The following is an 18,025-nucleotide window of genomic DNA, read 5'->3' on the forward strand; positions in this document are numbered from 1 at the left end:
CTAACCTTGCAGAATTATCTGTCGCACATTCTGCCCGCTTTGCACCGCAAGCGGGTTCAATAATAGAGGAGATTCGCGCGCGTAGGGAGTTTTACCCATTGCTTACCATAAATTCGGCAATCGATTGGCAGGGTCTTGTTAACCGGTTTCCTTAAGTCGATGGAAATGGCTTGCCTGTAGGTTGCAGTCATCCGAACAACGGAAACAGTTGGCGGACGTGCTGAACCAACATCGTGGAGCTAGGAGAATACCATGACCAAGATTTTCGCTCGCCTTATGAAGGACGAATCGGGCGCCACCGCCATCGAATACGGCCTGATCGCTGCCCTGATTTCCGTTGCCCTCATCACCGGCGCAACCGCCCTCGGCAACTCGTTGGACACGACGTTCAGTAGCCTCGGCACCAAGCTGACGACTGCTGTGAACAAGAGCGCGCCGTAAGCAGAACGCACTGCCGGAATAAACATCTCTACCGGAAAGCCGCCTTCGAGGCGGCTTTCTGTTTTGCGCCGTTATCCTTTCCGAAACGGATCAAGCGCATCATGCGCTGAAAGGAGAGCAATATGACCCTGGCCATCATCTTCGTGGTTTTCCCGCTATGCCTCGCGGTCGCGGCTTGCTCCGATTTCCTGACGATGCTCATTCCCAATCGGGTCTCGGCGATACTCCTTGGCGCCTTCATCGTTGTGGCACCGTTGGCGGGCCTTGGTCTGACGGAGGTCGCCATGCATCTCGCGGCCGGCCTTCTCGTCTTCTCCATCTGCTTCGCGCTCTTCGCCCTCAATGTCATGGGTGGTGGCGATGCCAAACTCCTGACCGCCAGCGCGGTTTGGTTCGGGATGAGTTTCTCCCTCATCGAATATCTGGTTTATGTATCCTTCTTCGGCGGATTGCTGACCTTCGCGATTCTCTCTCTGCGCGCCAACACGAACCTGATCCTCGCGTCAGGCCTGCCGGTCCCCGATCACCTCCTCAAGGCCAAGAAGGTGCCCTATGGTATCGCGATCGGGATTGGCGCCTTCCTTGCCTATCCGTCCTCGCCACTGATGCTCGCGGCGCTCGGTTAAGGCGACTACCCCGCGCTCGTTTTCATGGTCGTTCTGCTGGCTCCGGTTGAAATGCCGGAGCTTATGCGCGTTCGGTCCTCTGTGTTGTTAGCGCTGCATTAACCATACCCGTAAGTCAGCCATTAACCATAATTACACCATTGCCGGTCAATGTGGGCGGATAGAAAAGTCCGCAGCCCAGGGAAACCACATGAGACCGGCGCGAATCATCATTCTGGCAGTGGCCGTCGTTTCGGCCGGCGTCGCAGGGCTTCTGGCCCTGAAGGTCGCCGGTGGGGGCACGCCTGTCCAGCCGGAGGCTGTCGTCGAACGGGAGCCGACGGTCAACGTGCTGGTTGCAAGGGAAAGCCTGCCGGTCGGTGCGCGGCTCAATCCGGAAACGATCGCCTGGACGGCCTGGCCGGAAGGCTCGGTCGCCGAGGGTTTCATCACCGACCAGAACCAGCCGGACGCGATGGAAAACCTCAACGGTGCCATTGCCCGCATGCCGATCTTCAACGGCGAGCCGATCCGCCAGGAGAAGATCGCCGATTCGAGCAACCGCATCATGTCGTCGCTGCTGCCGTCGGGCAAACGGGCGGTCGCGACCGAAATCTCGGTCGCGACGGGCGCCGGTGGTTTCATCCTTCCGAACGACCGCGTTGACGTCATCATGGTGCGCAAGAGCCCGGAAGGCTCCTACATAACCGAGACTGTCCTGTCGAATGTGCGCGTGCTCGCCATCGACCAGCAGATCCAGGAAAACGAGGACGGTTCGAAATCCGCCGTCGGCACCACTGCGACATTGGAGCTTACACCCGACCAGACCAAGGTGATCGCCGTCGCCCAGCAGATGGCCGAGCGTCTGTCGCTGGCGCTGCGCAGCATCGCCGATGCCCAGGAATCCGATACCGGCGCGGCCGACTACCTTCTCAGCGGTGGCGATGGCATGCCGATCATACAGGTGATCAAGACCGGTGAAATCGTAAACGGCGGCGAGCCCGCAGCCCAGAAGTGACCAGGAGCTGACCCGTGTTTGGAATGACAAGGACTTTTCGGGCTTCTGTCGCCGGTGGAATGAGCCTCTGCCTGGCGCTTTCCGGCCTGCCGGAGATCGTGTTGACCGGTACGCCGGCACGTGTCGCCGAGGCGGCGACGGCCTCCGTCATCCGCATCAACGATGCCGGGCCCGGTGCCCGCAAGGCTGTCAAGCTGGGCCTCAACAAGGCGATCGTGGTCGACCTTCCGACAGACGCGCACGACATCCTCGTCGCCGACCCGGGCAAGGCGGATGCCGTCACGCGTACGTCACGCCGCATCTATCTCTTCGGCAAGGAAGTGGGCCAGACCAACATCTTCATCTTCGGACCGGGCGGCGAGGAGATTGTCAGCATCGATCTTACCGTCGAGCGTGACATCGATGGCCTGCAGGCGAACCTGCGCCGCTTCATCCCGGACTCCGACATCCAGGTCGAGATCATCTCGGACAACATCGTGCTCAACGGCACGGTGCGGACCCCGCAGGACGCCGCCCAGGCGACGCGTCTTGCCGAGATCTTCCTGAGGGGCGGTGAAGCAACGACCCGCAACATCACGGCTCAGGGCAACAACGGCGATGCAGCGATCTTCGGCGAAGTGCGCCAGCGTTCGCAGGTCGTCAACATGCTCAAGATCGACGGCGAGGACCAGGTGACGCTGAAGATCACCGTGGCGGAAGTCAGCCGCCAGGTGCTCAAGCAGCTTGGTTTCAACGGTTCTGTCAAGGGATCGAACGGCGGCATCTCCTTCCGCAACCCGACCAATCTCGGTGGCGCGGCGGACTGGGTTTCCAACGGCGCAGCCTCCGGCACGATCGGCGGCCTTGCTCTTGCCAGCAGCATGAGCGCCATGGAACAGGCCGGCGTGATGCGCACCCTTGCCGAACCGAGCCTGACGGCGATCTCGGGCGAAGAGGCGCGCTTCTATGTCGGCGGTGATTTCCGTCTCCCGACGGAACAGACGATCGACGGTGGCGACGAAAGCAAACCCCCTACGGTCACCCGCAGCCTCACCGAGGTCGAATACGGCATCCGCTTGAACTTCCGCCCGGTCGTGCTCTCGCCCGGCCGTATCAGCCTGCGTGTCGAGACGGAGGTATCCGAACCGACCTTCGAGGGCTCGGCAACCTATGGCGGTGTCCACAGCATTCCCGGCATGACGGTGCTTGGCATCCGGCGCCGCGAGGCCACGACGAGCGTCGAACTGCCGTCTGGCGGCTCGATCGTCATTGCCGGCCTCGTCAAGGACGATATCCGCCAGGCGGTTTCCGGCCTGCCGGGTCTTTCGAAGATTCCGATTTTCGGCACGCTGTTCCGCTCCAAGGACTTCGTGCGCAACGAGACGGAAATGGTCATCATCGCCACGCCCTATCTCGTGCGGCCTGTCGCGCGCAGCGCGCTCCAGCGTCCTGATGACAATTTCAACGCGACCAACGATGCGGCGAGCTTCTTCCTCGGCAAGGTGAACAAGGTCTATGGCCGCAAGGAAGACGCCATGCCGGCGGGCAACTACCACGGCTCCATCGGCTTCATCTACAAGTGACGGGACGGGACATGCGCGACACGACCAGCAAGACTTGGCTTTCCGCGAGGAACCGCACCATGCACCAGCCCCTGCCGATGCGCGCCGTGTTCGCGGCGACCCTCATCCTGTCCGCCACCGTGCTCGCCAGCTGCGGTGCGCGACCGGATCGCTCCACGACGGCGTCGATCCCGGACGACTACCGCACGCGCCACCCGATCGTGCTGGCTGAATCCGCACAGACGATGGACATCCCGATCGCCACCGGCGACCGTTCGCTGACGATGGCCATGCGCGACAACATTCGCGGTTTTGCCGCCGACCATGCCGCGAAGTCACGCAGTGCCGTGCAGATCATGCTGCCGCGCGGCTCGGCCAATGCGGCAACGGCCAATTATCTGCGCAAGGATATCCGCACCACGCTGACCGGAGCGGGCCTGAAGCGCGACCAGCTGATCGAGACGAGCTACGATGCGAGCGGCTACGGCGCCAATGCGCCGATCCGGCTTGCCTTCTTCGCCATCACCGCGCAGACGGGCCCCTGCGGTCAATGGCCGGAAGACCTTGTCGTCAACACGATGGAAAACAAGAACTACCAGAACTTCGGCTGTGCATCGCAGGCCAATCTGGCCGCCCAGATCGCCAATCCGATGGATCTCGTGCAGCCGCGTGGCATGACCCCGATCGACGCCGAGCAGCGCAACGTGGTGATTCAGGACTATCGCGAGTTCGGCCAGCCGCTGCTGTAATCGCCGGCTAGGGCCAGGCACATATCCATCCGGTCCGCCGGACACCAGGAACGGGCATGACGATGAGCACAGTAGACTACACCATCGAGCGCGCGGACGCATTTGAGGCGGAAGAGACGGTCCGCTCCACCGAACTGGAGGGCGTTCGCCCGCTGCCGCGCATCTCGGTTCATGCCTTCTGCGAAAGCGAGGCCATGCTGCGCACCATGGAGCGGTGCGGCCAGGACCGGCGTATGGCCAAGGTGAGCCTCAAGGTTTCCAGCGCCAGCATTGCGGCGGCGGCCAATATGTTCGGCTCGGCCCCGACGCCGAACCTGCTTATCCTCGAGACCTCGACGGAACCGCGCGGCATCATGGACGAGCTCGCCCCGCTTGCCGAGGTCTGCGATCCCAGCACCAAGGTCATCATCGTCGGCAGCTACAACGATATTCCGCTTTATCGCGACCTCATCCGCAACGGTATTTCCGAGTATATGGTCGGCCCGGTCGGCATGGCCGACATCCTCAACGCCATGTCGGCAATCTTCGTCGATCCGGACGCCGAGCCGCTCGGTCGCACCATCGCCTTCATCGGCGCCAAGGGCGGGGTGGGGGCGTCGACGATCGCGCACAATTGCGCCTTCGACATTTCGAGCCTCTTCCAGACGGAAGTGATCCTCGCCGATCTCGACCTGCCCTATGGGACGGCCAATATCGATTTCGATCAGGATCCGCCGCAGGGCATTTCCGAAGCGATCTACGCACCGGACCGGCTGGATGAAGTGTTCCTCGATCGCCTGTTGACGAAATGCTCGGAGCGCCTGTCGCTGCTCGCCGCTCCCTCCATGCTCGACCGTGCCTATGACCTGGAGCGCGGCTCTTTCCAGCCGATCATCGAGGTGTTGCAGCGCAGTGCCCCGGTAACCGTGCTCGACGTGCCGCATGCCTGGTCGGAATGGACACGCACGCTGCTCTCGGAGGTCGACGAGCTGGTGATCACGGCGGTGCCGGATCTCGCCAACCTGCGCAACACCAAGAACATGCTCGATGCCTTGAAGAAGCTTCGGCCGAACGACAAGCCGCCGCACCTGATCCTCAACCAGGTCGGTCTGCCGAAGCGGCCGGAGATCGCCACGGCCGATTTCTGCGAGCCGCTCGGCATCCAGCCGGTCGCGGTCATTCCCTTCGATGCGCAGCTCTTCGGCACTGCCGCCAACAGCGGCCGCATGATCGCGGAGATGGGCCGCAAGTCACCGACGGCGGAGACATTCTCGCAGATCGCCCATCTCGTGACGGGCCGAGCGACGATCAAGAAACCCAAGAAGGCAGGCCTTGGCAATCTGCTCGGCCTGCTCGGCAAGAAATAGGCCCGACGCGCGGCGCAACAGACTGGATGAAGTGGCATGTTCGGCAAACGCGGCAATGAAGGTTTCGGCAAGAGCGGGGCGGCGGGCCAGGCGGTCCAGGCCACGCCGGCTGCCGTCACGACGGTGACGGCGGAGCGCCCGGCCATGGCCGCGCCGCCGCAACCCGTCTTCGAGCCGGCCCCCGCCCCGGTGCCTGCACCGGCTGCTGCCGCCCGCCGCCGCGCGCCGCGCACGGAAGACTACTACGACACGAAGAGCCAGGTTTTCTCCGCGCTCATCGACACGATCGACCTGTCGCAGCTCGCCAAGCTCGATACCGAGAGCGCGCGCGAGGAAATTCGCGACATCGTCAACGACATCATCACCATCAAGAATTTCGCGATGTCGATCTCCGAGCAGGAGGAACTGCTCGACGACATCTGCAACGATGTTCTGGGCTATGGTCCGCTGGAGCCGCTGCTCGCGCGTGACGACATTGCCGACATCATGGTGAACGGCGCGGGCAAGACCTATATCGAAGTAGCCGGCAAGGTGCAGGAATCGGAGATCCGCTTCCGCGACAATGCCCAGCTCCTGTCGATCTGCCAGCGCATCGTCAGCCAGGTCGGCCGTCGTGTCGACGAATCGAGCCCGATTTGCGACGCGCGCCTGCCGGACGGTTCGCGCGTCAACGTCATCGCCCCGCCCCTTGCCATCGACGGCACCGCGCTCACCATCCGTAAGTTCAAGAAGGACAAGCTGACGCTCGACCAGCTCGTCAAGTTCGGCTCGATCACGCTCGAAGGCGCGACGTTGCTGCAGATCATCGGTCGCGTGCGCTGCAACCTCGTCATCTCCGGTGGTACCGGCTCGGGCAAGACGACGCTGCTCAACTGCCTGACGAACTACATCGATCGCGATGAACGCGTCATCACCTGCGAGGACTCGGCCGAACTCCAGCTCCAGCAGCCGCATGTGGTGCGTCTCGAAACCCGCCCGCCGAACATCGAGGGCGAGGGCGAGATCACCATGCGCGACCTCATCAAGAACTGCCTGCGCATGCGGCCTGAACGCATCATCGTCGGCGAAGTGCGTGGCCCGGAGGTCTTCGATCTCCTCCAGGCCATGAACACCGGCCACGATGGTTCGATGGGCACGATCCACGCCAACACGCCGCGCGAATGCCTCTCCCGTATGGAATCGATGATCGCCATGGGCGGTTACACGCTGCCAGCCAAGACCGTGCGCGAGATCATCGCCGGTTCGATCGATATCATCATCCAGGCCTCGCGCCTGCGCGACGGTTCGCGCCGCATCACCCACATCACCGAGGTGGTGGGCATGGAAGGCGACGTCATCGTCACGCAGGACCTGATGCGCTTCGATATCCAGGGCGAGGATGCCAATGGCCGCCTGATCGGCAAGCACACCGGAACGGGCATCGGCAAGCCGCATTTCTGGGATCGCGCCCGCTATTTCAACGAGGACAAGCGCCTGGCGGCAACGCTCGACGCGATGGAAAAGCCGTAAGGGGCAGGGATGTTCGGACTGGATATCACCATCGTTGCGATCTTCGCCCTTGCGGCCCTTTCCACCGCGGGGCTTGCCTATGGCCTGCTCTTCTCGCGCATCGAGGCGGCGAAGAAGACGGAAAGCCGCGTACGCCGCGTCCAGGCTGCCGAAACCGACCAGGGCAAGGCCAAGGCGGCGCGCGACCGCATGCAGGAACTGTCCAAGCGCCGCAAGTCGGTGCAGGATTCGCTGAAGGACCTGGAAAAGAAGCAGCAGGAGCAGACCAAGCGCATTGCCACCACCCTCAAGGCCAAGCTGGTCCAGGCTGGGCTTTCGATCAGCATGACGCAGTTCTACCTTCTCAGCGTCGCCGCCGGCATCTTCATCTTCCTGCTCGCCTTCATTGCGGGCTCCGGCCTGCTCCTCAGTCTGGGTGCGGCCTTCATCGCCGGTGCCGGCCTGCCGCGCTGGGTCGTCGGCTATCTCGTCAAGCGGCGCCTCAACAAATTCCTTGAGGAGTTTCCCAATTCGCTCGACGTGATGACGCGTTCGATCAAGTCCGGCCTGCCGCTGACCGACGCGCTGCGCCTGATCGCGGCCGAAGGCCAGGAGCCGGTGCGCACCGAATTCCGCCGGCTGGTCGAAGCGCAGCAGGTGGGCCTCAGCGTGTCGGAAGCCTGCGCGCGCATGTTCACCAATATTCCACTGCAGGAAGTCAACTTCTTCGCCATCGTCATCGCGATCCAGAGCCAGGCCGGTGGTAACCTGTCCGAAGCGCTCGGCAACCTCTCCCGCGTCCTGCGCGAACGGCGCAAGATGAAAGCCAAGGTGAGCGCGCTGTCGATGGAGGCGAAGGCCTCGGCCGCCATCATCGGCGCCCTGCCGTTCATCGTCGCCTTCCTCGTCTACCTGACCTCACCCGACTACATCATGATCCTGTTCCAGGATTCGCGCGGCCATCTCATTCTCGGCATTTCGGCCGTCTGGATGTCCATCGGCATTTTCGTGATGCGCAACATGATCAACTTCGATATCTGAGGGGCAGGGGCATGTCGGGATTAGTCACCACCCTTACCGATCCGGCCGTGCTGCTGCCGGCCTTCGTGATGATTGCGGTGCTCGCGACCGTCTACACGCTTGCCGCGCCCTATCTCGACCGCGGCGACCTCGACAAGCGCATGAAGTCCGTGGCACTGGAGCGCGAGCAGATGCGCGCGCGCGAACGTGCCCGCATGAGCGCTGAAGCCAGCCAGAGCAAGGCCTCGCTGCGCGCCCAGCACAACGCTCCCGTCCGCCAGGTCGTCGAGCGGCTCAACCTGCGTGAGGCGCTGGTCGACGCCAACACGATGAACCGCCTGCGTCAGGCCGGCTACCGCTCGCAGAATGCGCTCAATGTCTTCCTTTTTGCGCGCTTCGTGCTGCCCTTCGTCGTCGCTGCCGTCGCCATCTTCTACATTTTCTTTCTCGGCTTCCTTGGCGAAAAGCCGTTGCCGATGCGTATCCTGGCGACAGTCGTCGCGGCCTATATCGGCTTCTACCTGCCCAATCTCTACATCTCCAACCGCGTGTCGAAGCGCCAGCTGTCCATCAAGCGGGCCTGGCCGGATGCGCTCGACCTCATGCTGATCTGCGTCGAGTCCGGTATTTCCATCGAGGTCGCCTTCAGGCGCGTGGCCGATGAAATCGCCATGGCCTCGCCGGAACTGGCCGAGGAACTGGTGCTGACCACGGCCGAGCTCTCTTTCCTCCAGGAACGCCGCGCGGCTTATGAAAACCTCGGTGTACGCACTGGCCTCGATACGGTGAAATCCGTGACGCAGGCCCTCATCCAGGCCGAGCGCTACGGCACGCCGCTTGCCCAGGCGTTGCGTGTCCTCGCCCAGGAATGCCGCGACCAGCGTATGAACGAGGCGGAAAAGAAGGCCGCTGCCCTGCCGCCGAAGCTCACCGTGCCGATGATCCTGTTCTTCCTGCCCGTGCTCGTCGCCGTCATCCTCGGCCCCGCCGGCATCCAGGTCGCCGATCGCTTCTAGAAAGACGGACGGAGCCTAGATCAAAAAAAGCCCCGGTCGAGATGTCTGCCGGGGCGAGGTCGTGCTTGGGAGCAAGTATCAAGGCTATTGCAACAAAACTGTGCGGCGGTTTTGCGTCCGTGGGCGCATCCCGGTCGAGGAGATCAGTTGGTGTTGCCGCTGTCGTCGGCAGCGAGCTTCTTCCAGGCGTTCTGCTGGGTCATCATCGAGCGCAGATAGGCGACATTCGCCTCGGCTTGTTCGGTGGTCAGCTCGCGGCGGGCGATGGTCTCGGCCTCCTGGAAGCGGCCCTGGAGGCCGACGGCCAGCGCCAGGTTCTGGCGCACGCCGCTGTCGGCACCGGGCTGCGAGGCGGCGGAGCGCAGGTAGGTTTCCGCGGTCTTCAGGTCTTTTGCCAGGAGGTAGGACATGCCGAGATTGGACAGGACCGAAGGTTCGTTCGGATTGATGTCGAGCGCCTCGCGATAACGCCCGCGTGCCTCGCCGGCACGGCCGAGCTGGTCGAGGATCGCGCCTTCGGCCGATTTCAGCCGCCAGTCCGGCCGGTCCGGTGTCTGCGCGCGCAGGATCGTGTTCAGCGCCTGTTCGAGTTGGCCGGCGGCGGCCTGTGCCTTGCCGTAGGCGGCGAGCACGTCGCGGTCGCTCGGATTGTTGATGGCGACTTGCTGCATGACGGCGAGCGCCTGATCGTTGCGTCCGTTCATGCGCAGTACATTGGCATAGTTTATGCCGACCGTGCGGTCCTTCGGGTTCTTCTCGTAGGCCCGGCCGATCGTCTCGGCGGCCCCCCGCAGTTCCGTCGCATTCATCTCGGAAACCGGCTTCGACATTTTCGGAATGGAGCCGGTCGTGAGGTTGCTCTTGCCCGCACAACCCGCCACCGCAGTGGCGATGACGACGAGGGCTGCGCCTCTCAGAAGCCCGGAACGGAATGACAAACGTGTGAGCGAAGCGGCCATGACAAGTCCCCGAAGCGATTTCCGCAGGTCGCGGCGGTCAAGGAATCACGCCGCAATCTCCGCTCCAGCAATAATCTGTTAACCCTAACAGAGTGTTAATCGCCTGATTCTCAAGCCCTGCCCAAAGGTTCCGCCATGGCCCCCTTCCAGTACATCGACCGGCCCTCTCCCTTCAACACCAAGAACGGCAAGACGCTGCCGATTTTCGCGATCACCCCGGCCCATATCGAGACGGGGACGATCGATCCCATCGCGCTGGACTGGGCGAAGAAGGCCGGTTTTAAGGCGGAGTCCGGGGCGTTGCTGATGGTGCCGACGGCGGACGGCCATCTCGGCGGCGCCCTGTTCGGCCTCGGCAAGAATCCGTCCGACGCACCCTTCCTGACGGGCAAGCTCGCCCGTGCGCTGCCGGCCGGCGACTGGCATATCGAGACCGCTCCGCTGACGGCCAATCGCCTCGCGCTCGGCTACGGCCTCGGCAGTTACCGTTTCGAGCGCTACAAGGCCTCCGCCTCGGAAGCCCCGACCTTGCTCATCCCCAGCGATGCCGATGCGACAGACATCAAGCGTCAGCTCGCCGGCGTCTTCCTTGCCCGCGACCTCATCAACACGCCGACCAACGACATGGGCCCGGAAGCGCTTGAAGACGTTTTTCGCGCGCTCGGCGAGCATTACAAGGCCAAGGTCTCTGTCATCACGGGGGATGATCTCCTCAAGGAGAATTTCCCGCTCATCCACACGGTCGGCCGCGCCTCCGCACAGGCCCCGCGTCTGCTCGAGCTCACCTGGGGCAAGAAGGGTCACAAGCGCGTGACGCTGGTCGGCAAGGGCGTGTGCTTCGATACCGGCGGCCTCGACATCAAGCCGGCCGCGTCCATGCTGCTGATGAAGAAGGACATGGGCGGCGCGGCCAATGTCATGGGCCTTGCCCTGATGATCATGGACGCCAAGCTGAAGGTGGACCTGCGCGTGCTCCTGCCGGTCGTCGAGAATTCGATCTCGGCCAACGCTTTCCGCCCTGGCGATATCTACAAGAGCCGCAAGGGCCTCACCGTGCAGATCGACAACACCGACGCCGAGGGCCGGCTGATCCTTGCCGACGCGCTTGCCTATGCCGACGAGGCCGAGGCCGACCTCATCGTCGACATGGCGACGCTGACGGGCGCCGCCCGTGTCGCGCTCGGCCCGGACCTGCCGCCCTTCTTCACCGACGACGAGGACCTTGCCCACGACCTCACCGAGGCGAGCCTGACGGTGGATGATCCGATGTGGCGCATGCCGCTCTATATGGGCTACGACAAGGACGTCTCCGCCCGCATCGCCGATCTCACCAACGCTCCCGCCGGCGGCATGGCGGGGTCGATCACCGCGGCGCTGTTCCTCAAGCGCTTCGTCACCCGCAACAAGCATTGGGCGCATTTCGACATCTATGGCTGGGCACAGGCCGAGCGGCCGCATTCGCCTGTCGGCGGCGAGGCGCAGGCCATCCGCGCGCTCTATCATCACCTGCGCAAGGCGGCGGCCTGAGCCACGGCTTTTCTTCCGGGAAACGATACGGTATCGTAACGAAAATGCCGTCGTACCCGGAGACGCCGTGCCGCTAGATCTGACCCCATCGCAGGCGCTCGGCCTCTGGCACGAGGTGACGCTGCAACAGGTCCATGAGGACGGGCGCGACCTTACATTGCGCCAGCTGGCGATCCTGTTGGAAATCTATCTGGTGCCCCCGCCGCATACGGTGCGGGGGCTGGCGGCGAAGCTTGGCGTCACCAAGCCGGTGATTACCCGCGCGCTCGACACGATGGGCGAGCAGGGCCTCGTTACCCGCATGCGCGACGACCGCGATCGCCGCAATGTCATCATCAAGCGCACCGTGGATGGTGCGCTCTATCTCGAACGCCTCGGCGACCTCATCATCGCCCGGGGCCGAGCACAGACCCCCTGAACCGGCACCGCGAGACCAGATCCATGAACGCCCTTCCCGACCGCCGCCTCAACGCCTTCCGCCCGGATCTTGCCGAGGAAGCGCTGCGCGGCACCGTTCCGGCCGAACACTATGTCACGGGTACGCCGGCCCTCGTGGTGCAGCCCGTCGTCGCGCTGCGTCCCCGGCCGGATGCCGCCGCCGGCATTGATACGGAACTCCTCTTCGGTGAAGGCGTGCGCGTGCTCGACCGGGCGGAAGGCTGGGCCTGGGTGAAATCCGATTTCGACGGATATGTCGGGTATTTACCGGAGATGGCGCTCGATGCGGACGCGCCTGCGGCGACCCATGTCGTCGCCGTGCCACGCACCTTTGCCTATTCCGGGCCGGACCTGCGCACACCCGCTGCCTTTGCCCTGTCGATCGGTAGCCGGATAACGGCAGTCGGGGAAAGCGAAACGCGCGGTACCCGCTATCTCACGCTCGCAAGCGGTCAGTCTGTCGTTGCCAGCCACTGCCTTGCCGTCGGGGAGAGGGCGGGGGACGACTATGTCGCCATCGCCGGACGTTTCCTTGAGACGCCCTATCTGTGGGGCGGCCGCTCGGGCTTCGGCCTCGACTGCTCCGCCCTGGTGCAGCTTTCGATGATGATGACGGGCCGCACCGCGCCGCGCGACAGCGACATGCAGGCCGCCGGCCTCGGCGCGCCGATCGAGCGTGCCGCGCTTCGTCGCGGCGACCTCGTCTTCTGGAAGGGCCATGTCGCGATCATGGAAGACGACGCGACCATCATCCACGCCAACGGCCACACGATGAGCGTGGCGCGTGAGGGGCTGGATGCAGCCATCGAGCGCATCGGCTGGCTCTACGAGCAGCCGACCGGCTACCGCCGGCCCTGACGCATATCGGGCCGGCTTCGGCGGGCCTCAATACCCTGCGCTGCGATCTACCAGATGCTCCAGCGGTTTCCCGCTTTCAAGCCGTTCGATCTGTGTTGCGACATGGCGGAAGAGTGCTGCGACATCCGATGCCGCCGAGGCGTGCGGCGTCATGAACACCTTGTCCATCGCCCAGAACGGGCTTTCGAGCGGCAGCGGCTCCTGCTGGAAGACATCGAGCGAGGCGCCGTGCAGCGTGCCGTCGTTGAGGGAAGCGACGATATCGGCCTCCACCTGGCTGCCGCCGCGGCCAGCATTGATGAAGACCGGCGCACCGAACGGTCCCTTGCGGCTGAGGCGGGTGAAGAGCCCGGTATTGTAGATGCCCTTCGTCTCCGGTGTCAGCGGCAGCAGGCCGACGAGGATGTCGGTCCTGCCGAGGAAGGTGTCGAGCCCGGCTTCGTCGAAGATCTCGAAGCCGTCGATCTTGCGGCCGCTCTTCGACCAGCCGATGACGTTGAAGCCGAGCGTCTTCAGCTTGGCGGCGGAATCCTGCCCGAGAACGCCGAAGCCCATGATGCCGATCGTCATGTCCTTCGCTTCCGGCTGGGCGAGTTCGCGCCAGACGCGCTTTTCCCGCTGTGCCTCATAGGCCTGGTGCTGGCGCAGATGCAGGAGGCATTGCATGACCACCCACTCGCTCATGCGCGTCGTCAGCGTCTCGTCGACGAAGCGCACGAGCGGCACCGCGGGCAGGTCTGGCAGCGTCAGCACATGATCGACGCCCGCGCCGCCGGAAAACACCACCTTCAGGTCTTTCGCCCGCGAAAAGAGATCGGCGCCGGGCTTCCAGACCACGGCATAGTCGATGCCGGAGAGGTCGCGGTTGCGATTTGCCGGATGCTGGAGGTTGATCACCTCGCGGTCCGCAAAGGCGCCTTTCAGCGCAGTGGCGACCTGTTCCTGGTCGAATTTCAGATCGATGATGACGGGGCTTTTCGTCTGCATGCTGGTTCCTGCTGAAGCATTTCAGCCGAAGCAAAATCGCTTCGGCGTCGGACAATGCGTAAAAACAAAGGCTCTACTGACGGATGCTTTCGTTGCGGACCGCTTCGAGATTGAAGGCGGCGGCCATCAGCGCCCTGGTATAGGCCTCGCTTGGCCGTTCGATGATATCCTTCGCCGGTCCCTTCTCCACCACCTGCCCGCCGCGCATGACAATGATGTCGTTGGCGAGCGCACGCACGACCTTGAGGTCATGGCTGATGAAGAGATAGGCGAGATTGTGTTTTGCCTGCAGGTCACGCAGGAGCTCCACCACCTGCGCCTGCACGCTCATGTCGAGCGCCGAGGTCGGCTCGTCGAGCATGACGAATTCCGGCTTCAGCACCATGGCGCGGGCGATCGCGATGCGCTGGCGCTGGCCGCCGGAGAATTCGTGCGGGTAACGCCAGCGGGTGGCCGGGTCGAGGCCGGTCTCTTCCAGCGCGAAGGCGACGCGGTGGTCGCGCTCGGCCTCGGAAAGCGAGGGTTCGTGAACCTTCAGGCCCTCTGCAACGATATCGGCGACCGACATGCGCGGCGAGAGCGAGCCGAAAGGATCCTGGAAGACGATCTGCATGCGGCGGCGCAGGGGGCGCATCTCGCTGAAGGAGTGTCCGGCAATATCCTGTCCGGCAAAGGCGATGCGGCCCTTCGAGGCGATGAGCCGCGTCAGCGCGAGGCCAAGCGTCGTCTTGCCGGAACCGGACTCGCCCACCACGCCGAGCGTGTGGCCGGCACGCAGCGTGACGTCGATGCCGTCGACCGCCTTTACGTGATCGACGACCCGGCGCAGGAAGCCCGCCTTGATCGGGAACCAGACCTTGACGTCCTCCGCCTCGATAACGACGGGCTGGCTATCGTCGCCCGGGCGGGGCTCGCCCTTCGGCTCGGCGGCGAGCAGGTGGCGGGTATAGGCGTGCTGTGGGTTGGAGAAGATCTCCTCGACGGGGCCGGTCTCGACGATCCTGCCCTTGGTCATCACGCAGACCCGGTCGGCGAATTTTCGGACGATGCCGAGGTCGTGGGTGATGAAGAGCATGGACATGCCGTGCTCGACCTTCAGCGATTTCAGGAGTTCCAGGATCTGCGCCTGGACGGTGACGTCGAGCGCGGTGGTCGGTTCGTCGGCGATCAGCAGCTCCGGGCGGTTGGCGAGCGCCATGGCGATCATCACGCGCTGGCGCTGGCCGCCGGAAAGCTCATGTGGATAGGCGGCGAGGCGCTTTTCCGGCTCGCGGATGCCGACCTGGTTGAGCAGCTCGAGCGTTTTTGCGCGGGCGGCCGGGCCTTCGATCTCCTGGTGCAGCTTCAGGATCTCGCCGATCTGCCGCTCGATGGAGTGCAGCGGATTGAGCGAGGTCATCGGCTCCTGGAAGATCATCGTGATGTCGTTGCCGCGCACCGCGCGCAGCGCGGCATCGTCGGCCTTCAGCAGGTTCTCGCCGTTGAAATGGATCTCGCCCGAGGGGTGGCTGGCGGCCGGGTAGGGCAGCAGCTTCAGGATCGAATTGGCGGTCACGGACTTGCCGGAGCCGGACTCGCCGACAAGCGCCACGACCTCGCCGCGACGGATGTCGAAGGAAACGCGGTCGACGGCAAGCGAAGTGTTGCCACCCTGGTGGAAGGCGACGGAGAGGTCGCGGACGGAGAGGAGGGGTTCGGGAGCGCTCACCGGAAGGTCTTCCTCGGATCAAAGGCGTCACGCGTCGCTTCGCCGACGAAGATCAGCAGCGACAGCATGAGGGACATGACGACGAAGGCGGTCAGGCCGAGCCACGGCGCCTGGAGATTGTTTTTGCCCTGCGCGACCAGTTCACCGAGCGAGGGTGAACCCGGCGGCATGCCGAAGCCCAGGAAGTCGAGCGAGGTGAGCGTGGTGATCGACCCCGATAGAATGAAGGGCAGGAAGGTCAGCGTCGCCACCATCGCGTTCGGCAGGAGGTGCCGGTACATGATCGTCGCATTGCCGACGCCGAGCGCGCGGGCGGCCCGCACATATTCGAAGTTGCGGGCGCGCAGGAACTCCGCGCGCACCACGCCGACGAAGCCGACCCAGGAGAAGAGCAGCATGATGCCGAGCAGGATCCAGAAGCCGGGCGGCAGGATCGCGGCGATGATGAGCAGGATATAGAGCACCGGCATCGAGGACCAGATCTCGATGAAGCGCTGCATCAGAAGGTCCGTCCAACCGCCGAAATAGCCCTGCACCGCACCGGCCGTCACGCCGACGATGGCAGAGGCGATGGTGAGAGCCAGGCCGAACAGCACGGAGATGCGGAAACCGTAGATGACGCGGGCGAGCACGTCGCGCGCCTGATCGTCGGTGCCGAGCCAGTTGAGGTTGGCGAGCGTACAGTTCGGGTCGCCGGCGCCACCTGGATAACCGGCGCAGCGCTCCTCGCCGGACATCAGCCAGAAGGGTTTCGTCGGCGCGGAATGAGGGATGTTGGAGTTCGTCGTGTTGTAGGAGTAGCGGATCGGCGGCCAGATCATCCAGCCGTTGGCGTTGATCTCTTCCGTGATGAAATCCGAGCGATAGTCCGTCTCGGCGAGGAACCCGCCGAACTTCTCCTCCGGGTAGTCGACAAGGACGGGAACGAGGATCTCGCCCTTGTAGGAGGCGAGGACGGGCCGGTCGTTGGCGATGAACTCGGCGAACAGGCTGAGCACGAAGATGACGAGGAAGATCCACAGCGACCAGTAGCCGCGGCGGTTCGCCTTGAAATTCTCCCAGCGACGCAGGTTCGTCGGGTTCAACAGGCCCTTCTTCGGCGGCGCGACCGGTGCTGTTTCCGTGACGGCGCTCATCACACGTCCCTCCGCTCGAAATCGATGCGCGGATCGACCCAGGTATAGATGAGGTCGGAGACGAGGCTGACGAGGAGACCCATCAGCGAGAAGATGAAGAGCGTTGCGAAGACGATCGGATAGTCGCGCCGGACGATGGAATCATAGCCGAGGCGACCGAGGCCATCGAGCGAGAAGATGTATTCGATGAGCAGCGAGCCGGTGAAGAAGGCCGAGATGAAGGCTCCCGGAAAGCCGGCGATGATGATCAGCATGGCATTGCGGAAGACGTGGCCGTAGAGCACTTGCCGCTCGGTCAGGCCCTTGGCGCGCGCGGTGGTGACGTATTGCTTCTTGATCTCGTCGATGAACGAATTCTTCGTCAGAAGCGTCGTCGTGGCGAAGGCGGAGAGCAACAGCGTGATCAGCGGCAGCGTCATGTGCCACATGTAATCGAGCGGCTTCTGCCACCAGGCGAGGCTGTCGAAATTGTCCGAGACGATGCCGCGCAACGGGAACCAGTCGAGGAACGAGCCGCCGGCAAAGACCACGATCAGGAGGATGCCGAAGAGGAAGCTCGGCACGGCGTAACCGACAATGATAATGCCGGAGGTCCAGACGTCGAAGGCCGAACCGTCCTTCACGGCCTTGTGGATGCCGAGCGGAATGGAGATGGCATAGGAGAAGACGAGGATCCACACGCCGAGCGAGATGGAGACCGGCATCTTCTGGGCGATCAGATCGATCACCGAGGTGTTGCGGAAGAAGCTCTCGCCGAAATCGAAGCGCAGATAGTCCCACATCATGGTGAAGAAGCGTTCGAGCGGCGGCTTGTCGAAACCGAACTGCTTCTCCAGCTTGGCGATGAATTCCGGATCGAGGCCGCGTGCACCGCGATAGGCGCTGTCCTGGCCGATATTCTGCAGGTCGCCGCCGCTGCCGGAGAGGCGGTCGCCAGAACCCTGGCTGGTAAGGTCGGAAATCACCTGCTCGACAGGGCCACCCGGGGCGAACTGCACGATCGCGAAGGAAATCGCCATGATGCCGAAGATCGTCGGGATCATCAGCAGGAGGCGGCGAAGGATATACGCGCCCATCAGCAGCTACCCATCGCAGCCTGTCGTCCGTCTTCTTGTTTTGGCGCAGTCCAGTCGGTCAAGCCCAACCCTTCCGTTCTGCCGCCGCTGTCCGCGGCGGTGATTCGTCATC

17 protein-coding genes are annotated in these 18,025 nt (G+C 63.7%); 12 read left to right on the top strand and 5 right to left on the bottom strand.

Annotated features, from left to right (window positions below; translation table 11 throughout):
* The first annotated feature begins 252 nt into the window (after positions 1-252).
* From K0P03_RS19115 to K0P03_RS19155, 9 genes are all read left to right on the top strand, one after another.
* On the top strand, positions 253-441 hold the full coding sequence (locus K0P03_RS19115; RefSeq protein ID WP_023517587.1) for a Flp family type IVb pilin: 189 nt from the start codon (positions 253-255) through the stop codon (positions 439-441).
* Positions 442-563: 122 nt separating this feature from the next.
* On the top strand, positions 564-1,067 hold the full coding sequence (locus tag K0P03_RS19120) for an A24 family peptidase (RefSeq protein ID WP_024270978.1): 504 nt from the start codon (positions 564-566) through the stop codon (positions 1,065-1,067).
* Between the two features lie 190 nt (positions 1,068-1,257).
* The gene (cpaB, locus tag K0P03_RS19125) at positions 1,258-2,064 is read left to right on the top strand and encodes a Flp pilus assembly protein CpaB (RefSeq protein ID WP_024270979.1); all 807 of its coding nucleotides are present in this window, start codon (positions 1,258-1,260) and stop codon (positions 2,062-2,064) included.
* 23 nt (positions 2,065-2,087) lie between these two features.
* Positions 2,088-3,626, top strand: coding sequence for a type II and III secretion system protein family protein (locus K0P03_RS19130; RefSeq protein ID WP_272790348.1), 1,539 nt, complete (start codon positions 2,088-2,090; stop codon positions 3,624-3,626).
* Between the two features lie 11 nt (positions 3,627-3,637).
* A complete protein-coding gene (locus tag K0P03_RS19135) occupies positions 3,638-4,354 on the top strand; it encodes a CpaD family pilus assembly protein (protein WP_023514252.1) in 717 nt (238 codons plus the stop codon).
* A 62-nt stretch (positions 4,355-4,416) separates the two neighbouring features.
* Positions 4,417-5,700, top strand: a complete 1,284-nt coding sequence (locus K0P03_RS19140) for an AAA family ATPase (RefSeq protein WP_272790503.1) — start codon at positions 4,417-4,419, stop codon at positions 5,698-5,700.
* 36 nt (positions 5,701-5,736) lie between these two features.
* Positions 5,737-7,209, top strand: coding sequence for a CpaF family protein (locus K0P03_RS19145; RefSeq protein WP_023514250.1), 1,473 nt, complete (start codon positions 5,737-5,739; stop codon positions 7,207-7,209).
* Between the two features lie 9 nt (positions 7,210-7,218).
* The gene (locus K0P03_RS19150; RefSeq protein ID WP_024270980.1) at positions 7,219-8,229 is read left to right on the top strand and encodes a type II secretion system F family protein; all 1,011 of its coding nucleotides are present in this window, start codon (positions 7,219-7,221) and stop codon (positions 8,227-8,229) included.
* An 11-nt stretch (positions 8,230-8,240) separates the two neighbouring features.
* Positions 8,241-9,224 carry a type II secretion system F family protein gene (locus K0P03_RS19155; RefSeq protein WP_023515694.1) on the top strand — a complete coding sequence of 328 codons (984 nt, stop codon included), beginning with the start codon at positions 8,241-8,243 and terminating at the stop codon, positions 9,222-9,224.
* A 143-nt stretch (positions 9,225-9,367) separates the two neighbouring features.
* Here the strand turns inward: K0P03_RS19155 and K0P03_RS19160 are convergent, their stop codons facing one another.
* Positions 9,368-10,183: a tetratricopeptide repeat protein gene (locus K0P03_RS19160; protein ID WP_130517990.1), complete on the bottom strand. Its 816-nt coding sequence runs from the start codon at positions 10,181-10,183 to the stop codon at positions 9,368-9,370.
* 135 nt (positions 10,184-10,318) lie between these two features.
* On the opposite strand from K0P03_RS19160, the gene K0P03_RS19165 reads away from it, so the two are divergent.
* From K0P03_RS19165 to K0P03_RS19175, 3 genes are all read left to right on the top strand, one after another.
* Positions 10,319-11,710 carry a leucyl aminopeptidase family protein gene (locus K0P03_RS19165; protein ID WP_050742767.1) on the top strand — a complete coding sequence of 464 codons (1,392 nt, stop codon included), beginning with the start codon at positions 10,319-10,321 and terminating at the stop codon, positions 11,708-11,710.
* 67 nt (positions 11,711-11,777) lie between these two features.
* Positions 11,778-12,128 (top strand): MarR family transcriptional regulator, encoded by a 351-nt coding sequence (locus K0P03_RS19170; protein WP_023515697.1) that lies wholly within the window; start codon positions 11,778-11,780, stop codon positions 12,126-12,128.
* Positions 12,129-12,151: 23 nt separating this feature from the next.
* The gene (locus K0P03_RS19175) at positions 12,152-13,006 is read left to right on the top strand and encodes a C40 family peptidase (RefSeq protein WP_050742766.1); all 855 of its coding nucleotides are present in this window, start codon (positions 12,152-12,154) and stop codon (positions 13,004-13,006) included.
* A 27-nt stretch (positions 13,007-13,033) separates the two neighbouring features.
* On the opposite strand, the gene K0P03_RS19180 is transcribed toward K0P03_RS19175, so the two are convergent.
* From K0P03_RS19180 to K0P03_RS19195, 4 genes are all read right to left on the bottom strand, one after another.
* The gene (locus K0P03_RS19180; RefSeq protein WP_023515699.1) at positions 13,034-13,993 is read right to left on the bottom strand and encodes a 2-hydroxyacid dehydrogenase; all 960 of its coding nucleotides are present in this window, start codon (positions 13,991-13,993) and stop codon (positions 13,034-13,036) included.
* A 73-nt stretch (positions 13,994-14,066) separates the two neighbouring features.
* Complete coding sequence (locus tag K0P03_RS19185; RefSeq protein WP_050742764.1) at positions 14,067-15,701, bottom strand: ABC transporter ATP-binding protein; 1,635 nt, start codon at positions 15,699-15,701, stop codon at positions 14,067-14,069.
* Positions 15,698-16,837, bottom strand: a complete 1,140-nt coding sequence (locus K0P03_RS19190) for an ABC transporter permease (protein ID WP_023515701.1) — start codon at positions 16,835-16,837, stop codon at positions 15,698-15,700. Before K0P03_RS19190 ends, K0P03_RS19185 begins: the two co-directional genes overlap by 4 nt.
* Positions 16,837-17,913, bottom strand: coding sequence for a microcin C ABC transporter permease YejB (locus K0P03_RS19195; RefSeq protein WP_272790349.1), 1,077 nt, complete (start codon positions 17,911-17,913; stop codon positions 16,837-16,839). Before K0P03_RS19195 ends, K0P03_RS19190 begins: the two co-directional genes overlap by 1 nt.
* Between the last annotated feature and the right edge of the window lie 112 nt (positions 17,914-18,025).

The sequence above is a fragment of the Shinella sp. HY16 genome, from assembly GCF_028534175.1.
Taxonomy (GTDB): domain Bacteria; phylum Pseudomonadota; class Alphaproteobacteria; order Rhizobiales; family Rhizobiaceae; genus Shinella.